General features: G+C 69.3%; 13 protein-coding genes. 4 read left to right on the top strand and 9 right to left on the bottom strand.

Annotated elements, in window-relative coordinates:
• Window positions 1–96: 96 nt before the first annotated feature.
• Genes Q0654_RS06265 through Q0654_RS06250 form a run of 4 tightly spaced genes read right to left on the bottom strand, consistent with a single transcriptional unit; the run spans window position 97 to window position 4331 of the window.
• Window positions 97–1272, bottom strand: coding sequence for an ABC transporter permease (locus Q0654_RS06265; protein ID WP_298851648.1), 1176 nt, complete (start codon window positions 1270–1272; stop codon window positions 97–99).
• Window positions 1269–2015, bottom strand: coding sequence for an ATP-binding cassette domain-containing protein (locus Q0654_RS06260; RefSeq protein ID WP_298851646.1), 747 nt, complete (start codon window positions 2013–2015; stop codon window positions 1269–1271). Before Q0654_RS06260 ends, Q0654_RS06265 begins: the two co-directional genes overlap by 4 nt.
• A 1-nt stretch (window position 2016) precedes the next feature.
• On the bottom strand, window positions 2017–3498 hold the full coding sequence (locus Q0654_RS06255) for an alpha/beta hydrolase (RefSeq protein WP_298851644.1): 1482 nt from the start codon (window positions 3496–3498) through the stop codon (window positions 2017–2019).
• 41 nt (window positions 3499–3539) lie between these two features.
• On the bottom strand, window positions 3540–4331 hold the full coding sequence (locus Q0654_RS06250) for an FAD-binding oxidoreductase (RefSeq protein ID WP_298851642.1): 792 nt from the start codon (window positions 4329–4331) through the stop codon (window positions 3540–3542).
• Between the two features lie 147 nt (window positions 4332–4478).
• Between Q0654_RS06250 and Q0654_RS06245 the strand changes: the two genes are divergently transcribed.
• Genes Q0654_RS06245 through Q0654_RS06235 form a run of 3 tightly spaced genes read left to right on the top strand, consistent with a single transcriptional unit; the run spans window position 4479 to window position 6365 of the window.
• The gene (locus Q0654_RS06245) at window positions 4479–5408 is read left to right on the top strand and encodes an ABC transporter ATP-binding protein (protein ID WP_298851640.1); all 930 of its coding nucleotides are present in this window, start codon (window positions 4479–4481) and stop codon (window positions 5406–5408) included.
• A complete protein-coding gene (locus Q0654_RS06240) occupies window positions 5408–6193 on the top strand; it encodes an ABC transporter permease (RefSeq protein ID WP_298851637.1) in 786 nt (261 codons plus the stop codon). The genes Q0654_RS06245 and Q0654_RS06240 overlap by 1 nt, the downstream gene beginning before the upstream one ends.
• A gap of 28 nt (window positions 6194–6221) precedes the next feature.
• Window positions 6222–6365, top strand: a complete 144-nt coding sequence (locus Q0654_RS06235; protein WP_298851635.1) for a DUF3096 domain-containing protein — start codon at window positions 6222–6224, stop codon at window positions 6363–6365.
• Between the two features lie 691 nt (window positions 6366–7056).
• On the opposite strand, the gene Q0654_RS06230 is transcribed toward Q0654_RS06235, so the two are convergent.
• The 5 genes from Q0654_RS06230 to aceF all read right to left on the bottom strand — a co-directional run bounded on the left by Q0654_RS06230 (window position 7057) and on the right by aceF (window position 15880).
• Window positions 7057–9225 carry a hypothetical protein gene (locus tag Q0654_RS06230; protein WP_298851633.1) on the bottom strand — a complete coding sequence of 723 codons (2169 nt, stop codon included), beginning with the start codon at window positions 9223–9225 and terminating at the stop codon, window positions 7057–7059.
• A gap of 169 nt (window positions 9226–9394) precedes the next feature.
• Complete coding sequence (locus Q0654_RS06225) at window positions 9395–10624, bottom strand: DUF3142 domain-containing protein (RefSeq protein WP_298851631.1); 1230 nt, start codon at window positions 10622–10624, stop codon at window positions 9395–9397.
• 285 nt (window positions 10625–10909) lie between these two features.
• Complete coding sequence (locus Q0654_RS06220) at window positions 10910–11494, bottom strand: GNAT family N-acetyltransferase (protein ID WP_298851629.1); 585 nt, start codon at window positions 11492–11494, stop codon at window positions 10910–10912.
• 61 nt (window positions 11495–11555) lie between these two features.
• Complete coding sequence (locus Q0654_RS06215; RefSeq protein WP_298851628.1) at window positions 11556–14165, bottom strand: TonB-dependent receptor; 2610 nt, start codon at window positions 14163–14165, stop codon at window positions 11556–11558.
• A 371-nt stretch (window positions 14166–14536) separates the two neighbouring features.
• Window positions 14537–15880 (bottom strand): dihydrolipoyllysine-residue acetyltransferase, encoded by a 1344-nt coding sequence (gene aceF / locus Q0654_RS06210; RefSeq protein ID WP_298851626.1) that lies wholly within the window; start codon window positions 15878–15880, stop codon window positions 14537–14539.
• A 301-nt stretch (window positions 15881–16181) separates the two neighbouring features.
• On the opposite strand from aceF, the gene Q0654_RS06205 reads away from it, so the two are divergent.
• Entirely contained in the window at window positions 16182–16412 is a 231-nt protein-coding gene (locus Q0654_RS06205; protein ID WP_298851624.1) for a hypothetical protein, read from the top strand.
• Window positions 16413–16848 lie beyond the last annotated feature (436 nt).

Raw genomic sequence — 16848 nt, 5'->3', positions numbered from 1 at the left:
GGCCAGGGCCCACCCTATGGGCGCGGCGAGAAACCTCGCCGCGCCCTGCTTCTACGATTCCCAGTTCCCAATTCCCAATTCCCGATTCCCGGCCCCTCAAGCCGATATCGCCAGCTGCTCCCGGTGATACAGCTTGGCGGCGATCAGCCAGACCACACCTGCCAACAGCAGGCCGGCGCCCAGCGCGATCGCCCATTCGGCGCCGCTGACGACCTCACCGCGCACGACCTTCAGGATCAGCTGGTTCTGCGCGAGCAGCGGCACCGCCGACATCCACAGCTGGTTCTTCACCGGCGAGACCATCAGCACGAGCGTCGGCAGCATCGGCAGCAGCATCAGCAGGGCCATGTAGCTCTGCGCTTCCTTCATGCTCTTGGTGGTGGCCGCCAGCAGGGTGACGAGGCAGGAGCCGAACACCGCGATCGGCATGATCAGCAGGAAGAGCTTGCCGATCGCCAGCCAGCTGATGTCGATCTTGAAGCCGAGCATCGAGGCCGGGATGAAGCTGAAGAAGGCCTTGAAGGACAGCAGGGTCAGCAGGGCCGTCAGCAGGGCGAAGGCCGCGGCCGCACCCAGCTTGCCGCTCATGATCGCGCCGCGCGCGGACGGCGTGGCCAGCAGCGGCTCCAGCGACTGCCGCTCGCGCTCGCCGGCGGTGGCATCCATCGCCAGCTGGGCGCCGCCGAGGAAGCCGCTCAGGATGAGGATGTAGGGCAGGAAGGCCAGCAGCATGCCGGCGCGGCTCTCGGGCGTGGACAGGTCGCGGTGCTGCACCAGCACCGGCGTGCCGACGGCCGGGTTGATGCCGCGCGCAACCAGGCGCAGGGCGCCCATCTGGCGGTCGTAGATTTCCAGCAGGCCCTCGACGCGGCGCAGCGGAGTGCGGGTGTCCTGGCGGGTCGAGTCGTAGAGGATCTCGATCGGCGCCGGCCGGCTCTTGCGCCATTCCTCGGCGTACTCGGCCGGGATGCGCAGGATCACGTCCTCATCCTGGTTGCGGATCGCCGCATCGGGATCGGCCGGGGCCGGCTCGATTTCCACGTTCATCGTGGACAGCCAGTCGACCAGGTTGGGCGCGTGCTCGGCGCCGATCACCGGCAGCTTCAGCGGTTTCTCGGCGCGGTCCATCTCCTTGCTGGCGATCAAGGTGATCAGGCCGACCATCAGCGCCGGGCCGAACAGCGGCCCCATCAGCAGGCTGATCATCACCGTGCGGCGGTCGCGGAACAGATCCAGAAGTTCCTTCTTCAGAACGGTCCAGGCGGCCTTCATGCGAACAGTCCTTCTTCCGAGCCGATGGCCTTGACGAAGGCCTCTTCGAGGTTGGTCTCGCCGGTCAGCGCGCGCAGCTCATCGGGCGTGCCCTGGGCCACCACGCGGCCCTTGGCGATGATGACGATGCGGTCACACAGGGCGGCGACCTCCTGCATGATGTGGCTGGAGAACACCACGCAGCGGCCTTCCGCCTTCAGCTGCTGCAGGAAATGACGCAGGCCGCGGGTGGTCATCACGTCGAGACCGTTGGTGGGCTCGTCGAGGATCACGTTCTTCGGGTCGTGCACCAGCGCGCGTGCGATCGCGGTCTTGGTGCGCTGGCCCTGCGAGAAGCCCTCGGCCTGGCGGTCGAGGATCTCCTCCATGCCCAGTGCCGAGACCAGACGCGCCGTGCGCTCGCGGATCAGGGCCTCGTCCATGCCGTGCAGGCGGCCGAAGTACTCGATGTTCTCGCGCGCGGTCAGGCGCTTGTAGACGCCGCGCGCATCCGGCAGCACGCCCAGGCGACGGCGCGCGGCTTCAGCGTCCTTGAAGATGTCGACGCCATCGACGCTGACCGTGCCGGTGTCCGGGCGCATCAGGGTGTAGAGCATGCGCAGGGTGGTGGTCTTGCCGGCGCCATTGGGGCCCAGCAGGCCGGTGATCTGGCCGTCCTCGGCGCGGAAGCTGACGCCGTCGACCGCCTTGACCACGCCGGTCTTGGTCTTGAACTGCTTGCTCAGGTTGTCGCAGATCAGCATCTCAGGGCTCCCAGCCGTGGTAGCCGGCGAACGGCGGATTGGGTTTCAGGCTGTCGAGACAGTCGGCGTCGATGTCCCGGGGCGCGGTCTTGTCGATGAACTCGCCCAGCACGCGCGGCATGCAGCCGACGCCGGAGACGCTGTGGCCCTGGCCGCGCAGGATCAGATGCCGCGCATTGCCGAGGTGCTCGGCCACCTCATCGCCATAGCGGGGGGGTGTCACCGGATCGAACTCCCCGGACAGCAGCAGCGTCGGGATGTCCGATTTCACCGGGTCGCTGAACTCCGCCGGCACCTCGCCGCGCGGCCACACCGCGCACTGCTCGACGGTGACCCGCGTAATCAGGTCGCCGAGCGTGCGGGTCGCATCCAGCGGATCCGGCTTGAGCAGGGGTGCGTCCTCGCTGCACAGCACCGACAGCTGCATGCCGTGGGTGATCTGTTCCGACAGCGAACCGGTGATCATCTCGGCCTGCGCCATCAGTGCACTGGCGCGACCCTGCGCCGCCTCGTGCAGGGACAGCGGCAGCATCGCCGCCAGCGCTGGCGCATACGCATACATGCGCGCGACCGCGCTGACGTGGCCGGCGGTCAGCTCGCCCTGCTTCTCCTCGCCGGACAGCGGATCACGCCAGCTGACCGCGCGCGGCGCCTCGCGCAGCTCCGAGAGCAGCGCGTTCAGATCCTCGCGCGGGCTGCCGAAGCGCTCGGCACAGGCAGGCACCTGCTGGCACTGGGCGAAGTGCAGGTCGAGCGCGTCTTCCAGGTTGCGCGCGTGCTCGGCGCCCAGCACCAGGGTGTTCGGCACCACCGAGTCCAGCACCACGCTGCGGGTGTGCTGCGGATAGCGGCGCATGTACTGCTGGGCGACGCGAGTGCCGTAGCTGACGCCGAGCAGATTGATCTGCTGCACGCCGATCGCCTGGCGCACGGCGTCGAGATCGGTGATGGCGACGCTGGTGGTGTACTGGGTGAGATCAGCCTTCGGCGTGAGCTCATCGCGACAGCGCTCGGCGAAGGCGCGCCAGGCGGCGGGATCGTCCTCGGCCATGTCGTCGAGGACGCCCGCTTCGCCCCCCTCGGTGGTGCAGGTCAGCTTGTTGGAGCCACCGGTACCGCGCTGGTCGACCAGGATCACGTGGCGGTTCTTGCGGATCTCGCGGAAGGCGCCGTGCAGGCCGGGATAGCTCTCCAGCGCGGACTGGCCCGGCCCACCGGCGATCATGAACAGCGGGTCGTCGGCGCCGGCGCTGTTCTCGGTGGGCACCCAGGCCACCGCGAGTTCGATCTTGCGGCCGTCGGGCTCGGCCGGATTCTCCGGCACTTCGAAGCGCGTGCACTGGGCGGCGACGTTCAGTACCGACAGCGGTGCGGTCAGGGTGCAGGGCTCGAACACGAGGCTGCCGAGTCGACGCTGGGCGTCGGCCGGTGCGCTCAGCGCAAGGCCGCCCGCCGCGGCGAATGTGATCAGGACACGATGCATGGATTCTCCCTTTCCGCGGCGCCAGGGCCCGCGGCGTGCGGCTACTGACCGGCCTTGGCCGCCGGTGTGACAGCGCCCGGCAGGCGCGGCGTCTGGTACTTCTCGCGACGGATGCGGCGCAGGGGCAGGCCGGCGGCCTTCAGGCGCTCGAAGCCGGCGTCGACCATATGCGGATTGCCGCAGAGGTAGGCGATATCGCCCTCGGGGTCGATCTCGAAGGCGGCCAGTGCATCCTGCACATACGCGTGCACATCGATCCCGGTGGGCGCGTCTGGCAGGCCGCGCGAATGGCAGAAGCGCAGGGTGAAGCCGGGGATGCGCGCGGCCGCCGCGCGGAACTCGTCGGCGTAGAGCTGTTCGGCGGGCGTGCGGTTGCCCAGCAGCAGCAGGGTCTGCACGCCGCGCTCGGCCAGCACGGCAAGCTGCGGCAGCATGCCGCGATACGGGGCCACGCCGGTGCCGGTGCCGAGCAGCACGTAGCGCTTGGCATCGTCCTCCGGCAGCAGGCAGAAGCGGCCGTTGGGCGCGGTGGCGTGGATCTCGTCGCCGTGCTGCAGGGCGCGCATGCAGGCGCTGCCGACGCCGCCCTCAACCAGGCTCACCACCAGCTCGATCCGCTGCGCATCGCTGCGCCCCGGGTCATTGGGGTTGGCGATCGAATAGCTGCGGAACTCGGGCGCCTCGCCTGCGCTGACGCGCACACGGACGAACTGCCCGGGGAGGAAGGCGATGGCCGCGCCGTCGCTGCGTTCGAACACGAAATGCCGCACGCTCGGGGTCAGCCAGCGGCTGTCGACAAGCCGCAGCGGCACGGTGGGCGGGGGCGCGATCATGGCGGTTTCGGCCTCTCGGGGCGGTTCAGGCGGGGGTGTATAGTAGCCGCCGCCCGTGAGCGCCCAGTTCGCAGCTTGCCGAGGGGCCTGCACGGATTTCCCCCCTTTCGTCCCGAGAGCCGCCCGGCTCCCAAAGGCCGTTGTCGAATGAGCGCGCCCGCAGCGCTGGAAGTGCGCGATCTGCGCAAGACCTACTCGAATGGCGTCGAAGCCCTGAAGGGCATTTCGCTCGCCGTTAGCGAAGGCGATTTCTTCGCCCTGCTGGGGCCGAACGGCGCCGGCAAGTCCACCCTGATCGGCATCGTCAGCTCGCTGGTCAACGCCAGCGCCGGCGAGGTGCGGATCTGCGGCATCGACCTGATGAAGCAGCGCAGCGAGGCGATGCGCCAGGTCGGCCTGGTACCGCAGGAAATCAACTTCAACATGTTCGAGAAGCCCTTCGACATCTGCGTGAACTACGCGGGCTTCTACGGCGTACCGCGCGCCGAGGCCGCCGAGCGCGCCGAGGCCGAACTGCGCGCCGCCCAGCTGTGGGAGAAGGCGCATGTGATGTCGCGGACGCTGTCGGGCGGCATGAAGCGCCGGCTGATGATCGCCCGCGCGATGATCACCCGGCCGCGCCTCTTGATCCTCGACGAGCCCACCGCCGGCGTCGACATCGAGATCCGCCGCGGCATGTGGAAGACGCTGAAGGAGGTCAACGCCCGCGGTACCACGGTCATCCTGACCACGCACTATCTGGAAGAGGCCGAGAACCTCTGCCGCAACATCGCGATCATCGACCGCGGCCGCATCGTCGAGCACAGCAGCATGAAGGCGCTGCTGGCCAAGCTCGACGTCGAGGGCTTTGTGCTGGACCTGGCCGAGCCCTTCAACGGTGCGCTGCCCGCGCTGGCCGGCATCAGGATCGAGCGCAGCGATGACCACACGCTGGAGCTGGAGACGCCGCGCGCGGCCAATCTCAATGCGATCTTCGCCGCGCTCAGCGAGGCCGGCATCCAGGTGCGCAGCATGCGCAACCGCGCGAACCGCCTGGAAGAGCTCTTCGTGCGCCTGACCGGCCAGGAGGCCGCGTGATGTCCGCGCCGACCACCGCCCAGGCCAACCTGACCGCGCTCTACACCATCGTCCGCCGCGAGGTGAATCGCATCCTGCGCATCTGGGGCCAGACTCTGGTGCCACCGGCGATCACGATGACGCTCTACTTCCTGATCTTCGGCAGCCTGATCGGCAGCCGCATCGGCCAGATGGGCGGGCACAGCTACATGGATTTCATCGTCCCCGGCCTGGTGATGATGAGCGTGATCCAGAACGCCTACGGCAACATCTCGTCGAGCTTCTTCGGTGCGAAGTTCGGCCGCCACGTCGAGGAGCTGCTGGTCAGCCCGATGCCGAACTGGGTGATCCTGCTCGGCTATGTGCTGGGCGGCGTGCTGCGCGGGCTGATGGTCGGCGCCATCGTCCTGGTGATCGCGATGTTCTTCACCCGGGTCTCGATCCCGCATCCGCTGGTGACCTTCGCCAGCGTGCTGCTGGCGGCGGTGGTGTTCTCGCTGGCCGGCTTCGTCAACGCGGTCTATGCGAAGAAGTTCGACGACATCGCCATCATCCCGACCTTCGTGCTGACCCCGCTGACCTACCTCGGCGGCGTGTTCTATGCAGTCGAGGCCCTGCCGGGCTGGGCGCAGACGCTGACGCTCGCGAATCCCATCGTCTACATGGTCAGCGCCTTCCGTCACGGGCTGCTGGGCTCCAGCGGCGTCGACCTGGCCTTGAGCTTCGCGGTGATGCTGGGCTTCACCGTCGCCCTGACCTGGCTGGGCCTGACCCTGCTGAAGCGCGGCGTCGGCCTGCGCAGCTGATCCTTCCCACCACGACGAGGCGCCTTCGATGAACATGGCCATCCTGCAGCCGCTGCTGACCCTGCTCGCCGGCATCCTGATCCTGATCCGGCCCAAGCTGCTGGCCTTCATCGTCGCGATCTATCTGATCGTGATCGGCGTGCTGGGCCTGCTGCCGCATCTGCGTTTCTAGCCCTTTGCCACGCAGATTTTCAGGCGTGCCATCGCGCTGAGGTGGCGTGGTGCGCCGCAGGCGCACCCTACGCGAACACAGGCCTGCGCTTGGTCGGGTACTTCGCGTCTCTCGGAGTCGTAGGGTGCGCGTGTCGCGCACAATCGGGGGCGTGCGGTCGATCTGGTGCGCCGCAGGCGCACTGGACTTCTGTCGCTCTGGTGCGCCGCAGGCGCACCCTACGCGAACACAGGCCTGGGCTTGGCCGGGCGTTTCGCGTCTCTCGGGGTCGTAGGGTGCGCGTGTCGCGCACCTACACGTGCGAATGACGCATTGCCCAGAGCAAAGCCGAGGCGAACGCTCGCCGCTTCCACATCCAACGCCCCTCATCACGCCCGAGGGCCACGGCGCGCCCCGCGACCAAAGCCCTCAAGCAGTTCGCCGGCGCCACCGGATCGTAGGGCGCGCGTGTCGCGCACAAGCGGGTGCGTGCGGTCGATCTGGCGCGCCGCAGGCGCACCGCATGCGAACGGCGGCACGGGCTCTGTTCTGGGGCGTGGCGTCATTCGTGGTCGTAGGGTGCGCGTGTCGCGCACCTACACGTGCGAATGACGCATTGCCCGGAGCAAAGCCGAGGCGAACGCTCGCCGCTTCCACATCCAACGCCCCTCATCACGCCCGAGGGCCACGGCACGCGCCGCGACACAAGTCCTCAAGCAGCCCGCCCGCGCCGGCGCCACCAGACCCCGACAAGCCCAAGCAACAGCAGCGGCGGCAGCGTCCATGTGGCAATGCGCTTCAACTCGGCGATCTTCGCCGCGTGCAGCTCGCGCTCAACCTTGTCGAAGTCCGGCGCCGGACACTCCTGTCCGAAACGCGCGCCCCAGGGCACATAGGGCCCTTCGCGCAGGTAGCGCCGATACAGCTGCTGGCCGCGCTCGAACTCGGTGTTGAGCACGTAGCGCGTGGCCTGGCACATCAGCGCGGCATACGCCTGCGAGCGCGGTGGCAGCTGCGTGGCGGCGGTTTCCGCCAGGTTGGCGGCCAGGCCGCGGTAGTGGAAGCGATGGGTGGGCACGGGTGAGCTGCGCTCGATGCGCGCGCGCTCGTCCGCGAGCGCCAGCGGGTCCGGCTGCGCCGGCACCTGCCGCCACTCGGTCTCATCGCTGCCGGGCACCTCCACTTCGATCCAGCGTTCGCCCGGCGAGAACATGCCGCCGTACTCGGCATAGTCCGGCCCCAGCTGCGTGCCGAGCAGCTCCATGCCCTGCCAGCGCGCCAGCTCGGCGGCCTCGAAACCTGCGCGTGCGCGCGCCACGCGATCACCGCGCTGCATGGCCTCGCGCGCTTCGACATAGCGCGTGGCGTGGGCATGCAGGCTCTCGTCGTCGAAGTACGCCAGCGCCTCGCGGCCGCGGCCCTCGCGCAGCAGGCGGCGCGCCAGCAGCCCGCGCAGCGCCGCGGCGTGGTGGCGGGTGCCGAACACCCATTCGTCGTTCTGCACCCGCTGCGGTTCGGGCGCGACGCGCTGCACGAAACCCTGCAGCTCGTCGACCGTCAGCACGCGCTCAGCGAGATACGCGGCGTCGGTCCAGTAGCGCGCGGACGCCGCGTAGAACAGGTCCATCGCCTGCAGATAATCGAGGCGCGACAGCGCGACGATGCCGGCTTCGGCCTGGATCCGGCAGCGCGTGTCGACGGGCGCTTCGGAAGGCCGGTAGACGTCGATCTCATCCGGCCGCGCGGTCCAGACCTCACCTTCGCCAGCGGCGCGGATGGCCAGGGCGTAGGCCGCAGAGGCCGTCTCGCTATCGCCGCGACGCAGGGCCAGCTTGGCGCGCAGCCAGTGCGCCATGCCGCCCTGTGCATCGCGCAGCGCGCGCTCGGCTTCGTCGTAGCGCCCCGCGCGATAGGCGATCGAGGCAAGCCGTTCGCGGGCGGGATCCTCGGCGGACAGCGCTGCGTCCAGCTCGGCGAACACGGCCAGCACGCTGGCGCTGTCCGGGCTGCCGTAGGGGCCGTTCCAGGGATCGTAGATCTGCACCGGCTCGCCGGGAGCAGGCAGCGCCGGCGGCAGCTCGAAGCTGCGCGCGAACAGATAGGCCAGCAGCAGGCCGCGTCCACTGGCGGTGCTCAGCAGCTGGGCGCGGGCGTCGGCATTCGGCGCCAGCCTGCGGGCGACAAACAGCAGAGACATGCGCCCCGAGTTGGAACCCAGCGCCGCCTGCTGTGCGTACAGCTCGACGGCGCGCGCATACTCGCCCGCCTCCAGCAGATCGCGGGCCTCCTCGCCAAAGCTCGCTACCGCAAGGCCCAGCGGATCGGGCGCACCGGCCTGCACTTCGGCGCGCAGCTCGGCGTACATCGCGCGTGACTCCTCGTCGCGATGGAGCTTGCCCAGCATGTAGGCCGCCATCGGGCCGTGGTTGCCGCGCTGCTCGATCGGCAGCGCGCGCACGGTTTCGAACTGGGTGATCGCGTCGTCGACATCGCGCGCGCGCCAGGCCACCGCGCCGGCGGTGTAGTGGACGACGGCGGGCGGCAGCGTCCCCGCGCGCGCCAGCACTTCGTCTGCGCTGCCCAGTTCACGCAATCGCAGAACCCTGCGCTGCTGGCCGGCATCCAGACTCTCGGCATCGGCCGGGCGCAACCCCTCCGGCTCCGACTGCCAGCGATCCTCAACCGGCCTGAACCGGTAGGCGGACATGTCGACCAGCCGACTGGCCTCGTACTCGAAGCTGCCCTCGGGCAGCTCGCTCAGGGTCTGCTGACGCTGGTCCAGCAGGGTCAGCGGAAAGTCCGGGCCGCAGGCCAGCGCCGGGCTGCAAAGCAGGAACAGGCTCAGGCTGAGCAGGCGTGGCGCGGGCAAGGGTTTCGACATGGTCTGGCGGAACTCGGCGGTGGCATGTGGAAGGGGACGCTGCGGCCTCTGGCAGCGGCAGCACACTACGCCAGATTTCGGGCAATTCAGGGGCGGCGCGATCCGGATTCGCGAGGCGACGCCACACCCATGCATGCGCACGCGTAGTCGCATCCCGGCGCCGCGAGGCTCAACGGCTGCGCGCGCGTGCCTCTTCGACATCGACCGGCAGACGCTGCAGCATGGGTAACGCCGGCTCGCAGCGCGCGAAGCCAAGCGCCTGCGTGGTCCCCGGCGCCAGCCAGGGCGGCGCTGCGGCCCGCAGCGCGGCACTGCCGGGTTCAGCCGCATACGCCCCTACGCCTTCCACGAGCGTGCAGTGCGCAGGCAGGGCGATCCGCTCTGGCGCGGCCGCGTCGATCGCGCCGGAATTACGCAGCAGCAGGTCCTGCAGACCCGGGCCACGCGCGATCGCCTGCAGCTCGATCGAGGCCAGCGGCAGCGCGCCGCGCATCACCGCGGCCAGGGTCGAAGGCGCCCAGCTGCGACGGTCGCCGGCCACCGGCAGGCGGAACCACAGCAGGCCCTGCAGCTGCGGCAGCGGCTCGGCCTCGAGCGCACGCACGAGCCGCGCAACCTCGGCGGGATCGGCGCGGCGCTCCTGCGCGCCCTGCCCGCTGCGATCGAGCGCGCCCTCGGCATCGACGGCCGCGGGTTTGCCGTCACGCCCCAGCTGCACGCGCAGGCGGTAGGCCGGCAGCGCGACACGGAAGGGTCGCGACGCATGCGCCTGCCAGGCGCGCGCCCAGCGCAGGCTGGAGTCGACGTCGACCAGCGCACTGCGCCAGGCTTCGACGGCGTGCACCTGCAGCACCGTCTCATCGGCGACCTCGCGCAGTTCGCGCAGGCCCTCGGGCGCTTCCAGCCAGCTCGGCAGTGCGGTGATCGACAGCGCGAGGTCGGATGGCAGAGCCGCGCGAAAGCGACCCAGCCAGTCGGCGTAGTCGGTCAGCGCTGCGTTGGCGCAGTCGTGGTCGACTTCCACACCCTCGACCTGCAGCCCGCGCCCGCGCCACTGCTGCGCGATCTCGCCCAGCGCACCGGCCAGCGTGTCGGCATCGGCGCGCGAGCGACTGCCTTCGATCCGCAGCACAAGGCGCAGCGGCAGCCCGCGGTCGCGCAGCGCGTCGAGGTCAGGCCTCACCTCGATACGTTCATCGCCGATCTGCTGCAGCGCGAGCACGCGCAGGCCGCGGAAGTCGGCGCTGTGTTCGCGCACCGCGGCGCCCACCGACGGGGTCCACTGGCGCTGCCAGACGTAGGCTTCGTGCGCGAGGGTCTGAGGCGCTGGCGGGTCATCCGCGGCGCAGGCCGCCAGCAGCAGCACAAGAAGAAACGCAATCGCCGAGCGGATCGGCAAGCGCGGCGCGCGCAGCTGGGCCCCCGCCTTCGCGGGGGCGACGGACCGGGAGAGCGGCGGGGAGTCTGTGTGGGCGCTTCTCAGCCCCGCTTCGTGGTGCAGCGGTTCTCGACGAAGCCAGGGTTCGTCATCCCCGCGAAGGCGGGGATCCAGGATTCTTGCGACTGAGACCACGGGTCTGGGCCCCCGCCTGCGCGGGGGCGACGGCACACGGGGTCGCAAGCCTTCTGTTTCTTTGGAGCATCCCGGCGCCACGTCGTGTCCCGCTTCCGCCACGAGCCGCACTCAGCGCGCGTCCCACCAAGGCCAGGCCACCACTGACCAGTCTTCGTGGGCATCGGAATAGCGGCCCACCTCGACGAAGCCGATGCGCTCGTGCGCACGTCGCGACACCGTGTTGCGCAGGGCGATCTCGGTCATGCACAGCTCGACGTCGGAGCCCGCCGCATCACGAATGCAGGTATAGAGCGCGCCGATCAGACCACGGCCACGCCAGGCCGGGTCCACGCAGACCTGGCCGCCAACCACGTAGCGGAAGTCGCCAAGGCGCCGACCGCGCCACTGCATGCGTTCGAACTGCTCGAACATGGGTTGCAGCGCCGGCAGCCACTCGGCCATTGAGGGCCGCATCGACAGGCTGTAGCCGACCACGCGCGCATCCGCAAGCGCGATCGCCTGCGGCGACTGCGCGGCCATGCGGGTGAGCAGGGGCAGGTCGTGCTCGACGTAGACGAAACCGTCCTGCGCCTGCTGGTGCTCGCTCAGGCTCTGCCGCAGATTGCGCCGCTGCAGGTCGAGGATGCCCTCGAAGTGGGCGGGCTCGCGGGCGAGGGTGAGCAGGGGCTCGGCAGCGTTGGCGGCGGTGTTCATGAGGCCGCATCCTGCCAGCCCGCGGCGACGGCGCAAAGCCGTCGCCGCGGTGGCGGATGGATCAGAACCTCCAGCCCATGCGGACGTAATAGAAGCCGCCGTTGAAGCCATAGGGCGCCAGCGGCGGGAACTTCGCGCCAACCACCGCTTCACCGTAGGGGTTCAGCTCGGGCTCCTTGTCGAACAGATTCTGCGCGCCGACATTGACGAACAGGCCGTTGTCGAACTTGTAGCCGACCTCGGCATCGACGATCAGCGCCGCATCGCCGTAGATCGGCAGGCAGTCCGGCCCGACCACGCAGCCGCTGTCGACATGGTCCTCGTAGAAGCTGCCGTAGTAGTTGAGGCGGGTCATCGCGTGCCAGCGCTCGCGCTGGTGGTTGATGCTGAAGCTGCCCTTGGTGCGCGGCAGTGCGTCTTCCAGGATCTGCACGCGCGCCTCGCCGATGATCGCGGGCGAGAAGTCGGTGACCTCGGTGCGGTTCCAGTTCATCGCCAGCGCGTAGGTGGTGTCGCCGCCGAAGTGGTCGCTCTCGTAGCTGGTGACCAGGTCGACGCCGTCGGTCTTGGTGTCGAAGTCGTTGATGAAGAAGCGCACGCTGTCGAGGCTGATCGCTTCCTGCACGCCCTGCGCGACCAGGGCCGCGCGGTCGGCCGGGGTGAGTGCGAAGTTGGCGCTCTGGGCGATGCGATCCTCGACGTCGATGCGGTAGTAGTCGGCAGTGAACAGCCAGGCATCGAGGCTGTAGACCGCGCCGAACGACAGGTTGAACGACTCCTCGGGCTGCAGCGGCTGGCCGCCGAAACGCTGGGCGATCGGGTTGGTCGGCGGCAGGGTCGCGGTGTCGCGCAGCTCGCCGCCGATGAACTGGGTGGTGACTGCACGCACATTGCTCTGGCCCGGCGTCGGCGCGCGGAAACCCGTGCTCACCGCACCGCGCAGAGCCAGCGCATCGGTGGCCTGGAAGCGGCCGGTGAGCTTCCAGTTGGTGGTGGTGCCGAAGTCCTCGAAGTCCTCGAAGCGCAGGGCGGTCGCCAGCAGCAGGCGTTCGCTGAGGTCGGCCTCGAGATCGACATAGGCCGCGTAGTTGCTGCGGCTCCAGCTGCCGGCATCGCGCGGGCTGAAGCCCGGGAAGCCGTTCGAGCCGATCAGGAAGCCCTGCGAGGCCAGCGGCCCGATCTCGAAGCTGGCCTGGTCGCCGTTGAAGGCCTCGAACTGCTCCTCGCGCCATTCCAGGCCGCCGGCCACGCTCAGGCCGTACTGGGTCCAGGCGGCGTCGACCACCTTCACCAGGTCGAGGTTGAAGTTGGTTTCGGTCTGCTCGTAGGCGCCCGGATTGAAGCGGTAGCCCTCGGGCTGGTTCGGGCCCATGGAGGCGTTGACGGTGTTGTAGATGTAGAAGTCGACTTCGCTGCGGCCCTGCGAGGCGCTGAGATCCCAGCGCAGTCCGCCGGCGGTGGTGCCGCGCACGCCGGTGACCAGCGAGCCGTCGCGGACCACGCCGCCGAAGCGCGGGGTGAAGCCGCCGGGGAAGTCGCGGAAGAAGGTGTAGCAGTTGGCCGGCAGCGCGGTGACCTGGGCGTTGACCGCGCTGAACGGCCGCAGGTTGCCGGCGGCATCGCGCAGGGCGATGGTGGGACAGGCGGCGCCGCCAAGGTTGCCGATCAACAGCGTCTCACCGCCATCGCCGGAGAACACACCGGCGCGCGACACCGGATTGCGGTAGTAGAAGCCGCCGTCGATGTCGCGCGAGGCGGCATTGCCGAACAGGTACCAGTCGAGGTCGTCGTTCAGCTCCAGACCGAGATTGGCGACCAGCTTGAAGTCGCGCTTGACCTCGGGGCTGCCCCAGACCTGGGCCGGGTCGGGCACGAAGGGGTTGCCGCTGGCCGCGACCTCGGCCGCATCGCCGCGCTGCACGCTGCGGTCGGTGGGGTCGGCCTCGCGGTACTCGAAGCTCAGGTTGGCGAAACCCTGCGGCGAGAACGGCAGGCCGATGTTGCCGGCGACCTGGGCGGTGGTGCCATCGCCGGCATAGTGCTGGCCACCCAGCACTTCCAGCGAGCCGCCTTCACGGTCGGATTTCAGGTTGAAGTTGATGACGCCGGCGATCGCGTCCGAGCCGTACTGCGCGGCCGCGCCATCGCGCAGCACCTCGACCTGGGACAGCGCGATCGACGGGAACACCGAGATGTCCGGGCCCTGCGAGCCGTCGGACAGGCCGCTGCCGAGGAAGGTGATCACCGCCGAGCGGTGGCGGCGCTTGCCGTTGACCAGCACCAGGGTGCTGTCGGGCGGCAGGCCGCGAAGATTGGCCGGGCGCACCAGCGTGGCCGCGTCGCTGATCGGCTGCAGGTTGACATTGAGCGAGGGCACCACCGTGCGGATCTGGTCCAGCACGTCGGTCAGGCCCTGGTTGTGGAATTCCTCGCCGCTGATGATGTCCACCGGCACCGGCGAATTGGCCTCGCTGCGCGGCTGCTTGCGCGAGCCCAGCACCGAGATCACATCCAGCGCCTTGGCGTTCTCGGCGGAAGGTGTTTCTTCCTGTGCGCTGGCAGCAGACGGCAGCAGCGCTGCCGCCCCGGCGATGCAGCCGCCCATCAGGGCAAGGCGCAGCGCGCCCGTCAGACGATGGGCGCGCGGCCCATGTCGGTGAATCGTGTTCATGCTCAGGTTCCCCGCAGTCAGTGGATGAAGCCGCCCCCGTGCGTGGCTGCCAGCGCTGGCCCCTGCGATGGTCGACGCCCCCCGGCATCCGCCCCACCCTGCCCTGTTCCGGGCCTTGCAGCCTGCGCTGTGCGACCACGCTCGGTTTCGACCGCGGCGGTGGCTCCACGCCGCCGCAAGCCAGCGTCAAACCACGTTGCAGCGCGGCAGGACGCTGGCGCGGAGTATGCCTTTAGTCATGCCCTTCGGGAACCGCTTTGCGGAACCTTATGCCACGCAACAGCTTGCTGCTGCGCACAAACCAATCAAGGCAAAGGGCCCGCGTCCTCGTCGGGAGGAGGCGGGCCCTCGCTTGCCGCCGTGCCAACGAGTTACAGCAGCAGCCGGCGGATGTCTCCAAGCTGCTTGGCGAAGAAGCTGGCGAAGCGCGCGGCTTCGGCGCCGTCGATGACGCGGTGGTCGTAGGACAGCGACAGCGGCAGCATCAGCCGCGGCTCGAACTCCTTGCCGTTCCAGATCGGCCGCATCTCGCTCTTCGACACGCCCATGATCGCGACCTCGGGCGCATTGATGATCGGCGTGAAGCTGGTGCCGCCAATGCCGCCCAGGCTGGAGATCGAGAAGCAGCCGCCGGACATGTCGGCCGGGCCGAGCTTCTTGTCGCGCGCCTTCTTGGAGATCTCGCCGAGTTCGGCGGCAAGCTGCAGCAGGCCCTTGGAGTCAGCGTCGCGGATCACCGGCACCACCAGCCCATCGGGCGTATCGACCGCGATGCCGATGTGGAAGTACTTCTTGAACACCAGGTTCTCGCCGCTCTCGTCCAGCGAAGCGTTGAAGCTGGGGAAGGCCTTGAGCGCCGCCACCGCCGCCTTGATCAGGAACACCAGCGGGGTGATCTTCTGGTTCGGGTTCTCCTCGCCCATCCTCTTGCGGAAGGCCTCCATCTCGCTGATGTCGGCCTGCTCGAACTGGGTGACGTGCGGGATCATCGCCCAGTTGCGAGCGAGGTTGGCGCCGGAAATCTTCTTGATGCGCGACAGCGGCTGGGTTTCGACCGCGCCGAACTTGGCGAAATCGACCTTGGGCCAGGGCAGCAGGTTCAGGCCGCCGCCGCCGCCCGCCGGTGCAGCCGCGGCCGGACGCGCCAGCGCCTGCTTGACGTAGGCATTGACGTCCTCGCGGGTGATGCGGCCCTTGCGGCCGCTGCCGGAGACTTTCGACAGATCGACGCCGAGTTCGCGCGCATGTAGGCGCACCGCCGGGCTGGCGTGCGGCACGTTCTGCGGCAGCACGCTTTCCGCGCTGAAGCTGACCGGCGGGCTGCGCGGTGCTTCGGCGGCAGCAGGCGCGGCGGGCTTGGGGGCTTCGGGCTTGCTCGCTTCGGGCTTGGCCGGCTCGGGCTTCGGCGCTTCGACCTTGGGCGCCTCGGCCTTGGCGGGCGCTGGTGCTGCGGCCTTGGTGGGCGCGGCGCCGGCCTCATCAGCTTCGATCAGTGCCACAACCGAACCTTCCGACAGGGTGTCGCCCAGCTTGACCTTGAGCTCCTTGACCACGCCCGCCACCGAGGACGGTACTTCCATGGTCGCCTTGTCCGATTCCAGCGTGACCAGGCCCTGGTCCTTGCTGACGCGATCCCCCACCGCGACCAGCAGCTCGATCACGGGCACATCGGTGTGGCTGCCGATATCGGGAACGCGCGCTTCAACGGTGGCCATGGACACTCCTTCGGCTCTTCAAACGGACCCGTATTGTGTCGGTGCATCCCCCCATGATCCAGCCTGTTCGCGCCTGTACGGAGCGGACTGCAAGTGGTGCGGCGCGCGACGGCACCCGCCTGCCGCGTGCAGGGCGCTTGCCCGGATCCGGACGCCCACCGCAGCGCGGTGTCCGCAGATGCGGACAGGCGAACGCGGACGGACAGCCGAACAGCGGCGCAAGCAATTGATTTAGCTGGGATGCCGAGGTTGGCACGGTTGCTGCTGTGCTGAGCTCGACACCCGAGTGCGGAGCACCGCCATGTTCGAATCCCTGATCCAAGTCCTGCACCAGTTGGCCCTCAATGCGCTGGGCCTGGTCCTGACCCTGCTGAGCGGCGGCCTGCCGGCGAACGAGCCTGCGCACACCCCGCCCGAGCCTGCGGCGCAGCACGGCGCCCTGCTGCTCGACGCGCGCCCGCGCTACGCCGAAAGCACCTGCGGCCTGCGCGGCGCACAGCTGCAGCGGGTCGCCTTCGACGGTCACGCCTGACACCTCGCTTCGACGCAGGCCCAGTGGCGCCTGCATCGAACCCCGTTTCCACAGCGGTCGCAGGATGCGACCCGCGGCGAGGTTCGGCACCTCGCCGTCCACGGAAGGGCCGCCGCCGGAACTGCGGCGCGACAGCGGACGTCGATTGCTTTGAAAGCAATGCACCGGAACGAGCCGCCGCGGACGGGCGACTCGCGCAGCACCCCGCACCCGGGCAGGGACGCCCGGGGCGGATCTTTTCTTCGGCAGAGGCGATGCTGCTGTCCTTGCCGCTGACTTTCAGGTTTCGATGGAGACCGGGGGAGAGTCGAGCTCATGGTGGGCCAGGGCCCACCCTATGAGCGCTCAGGCTCCGGCTTTCCGCTTCAGCTCTGCGCTCTTGCGGGCAGGAGCCCGCGCTCTTCCACGGGGCCCCTGGGGAGCGGCGGGAGGCGGT

This window comes from uncultured Aquimonas sp. (assembly GCF_937888285.1).
Taxonomy (GTDB): Bacteria; Pseudomonadota; Gammaproteobacteria; order Xanthomonadales; family Xanthomonadaceae; genus Aquimonas.
The sequence above is the reverse complement of the archived record's forward strand: the minus strand, read 5'-3'. Positions and strand labels throughout refer to the sequence as shown.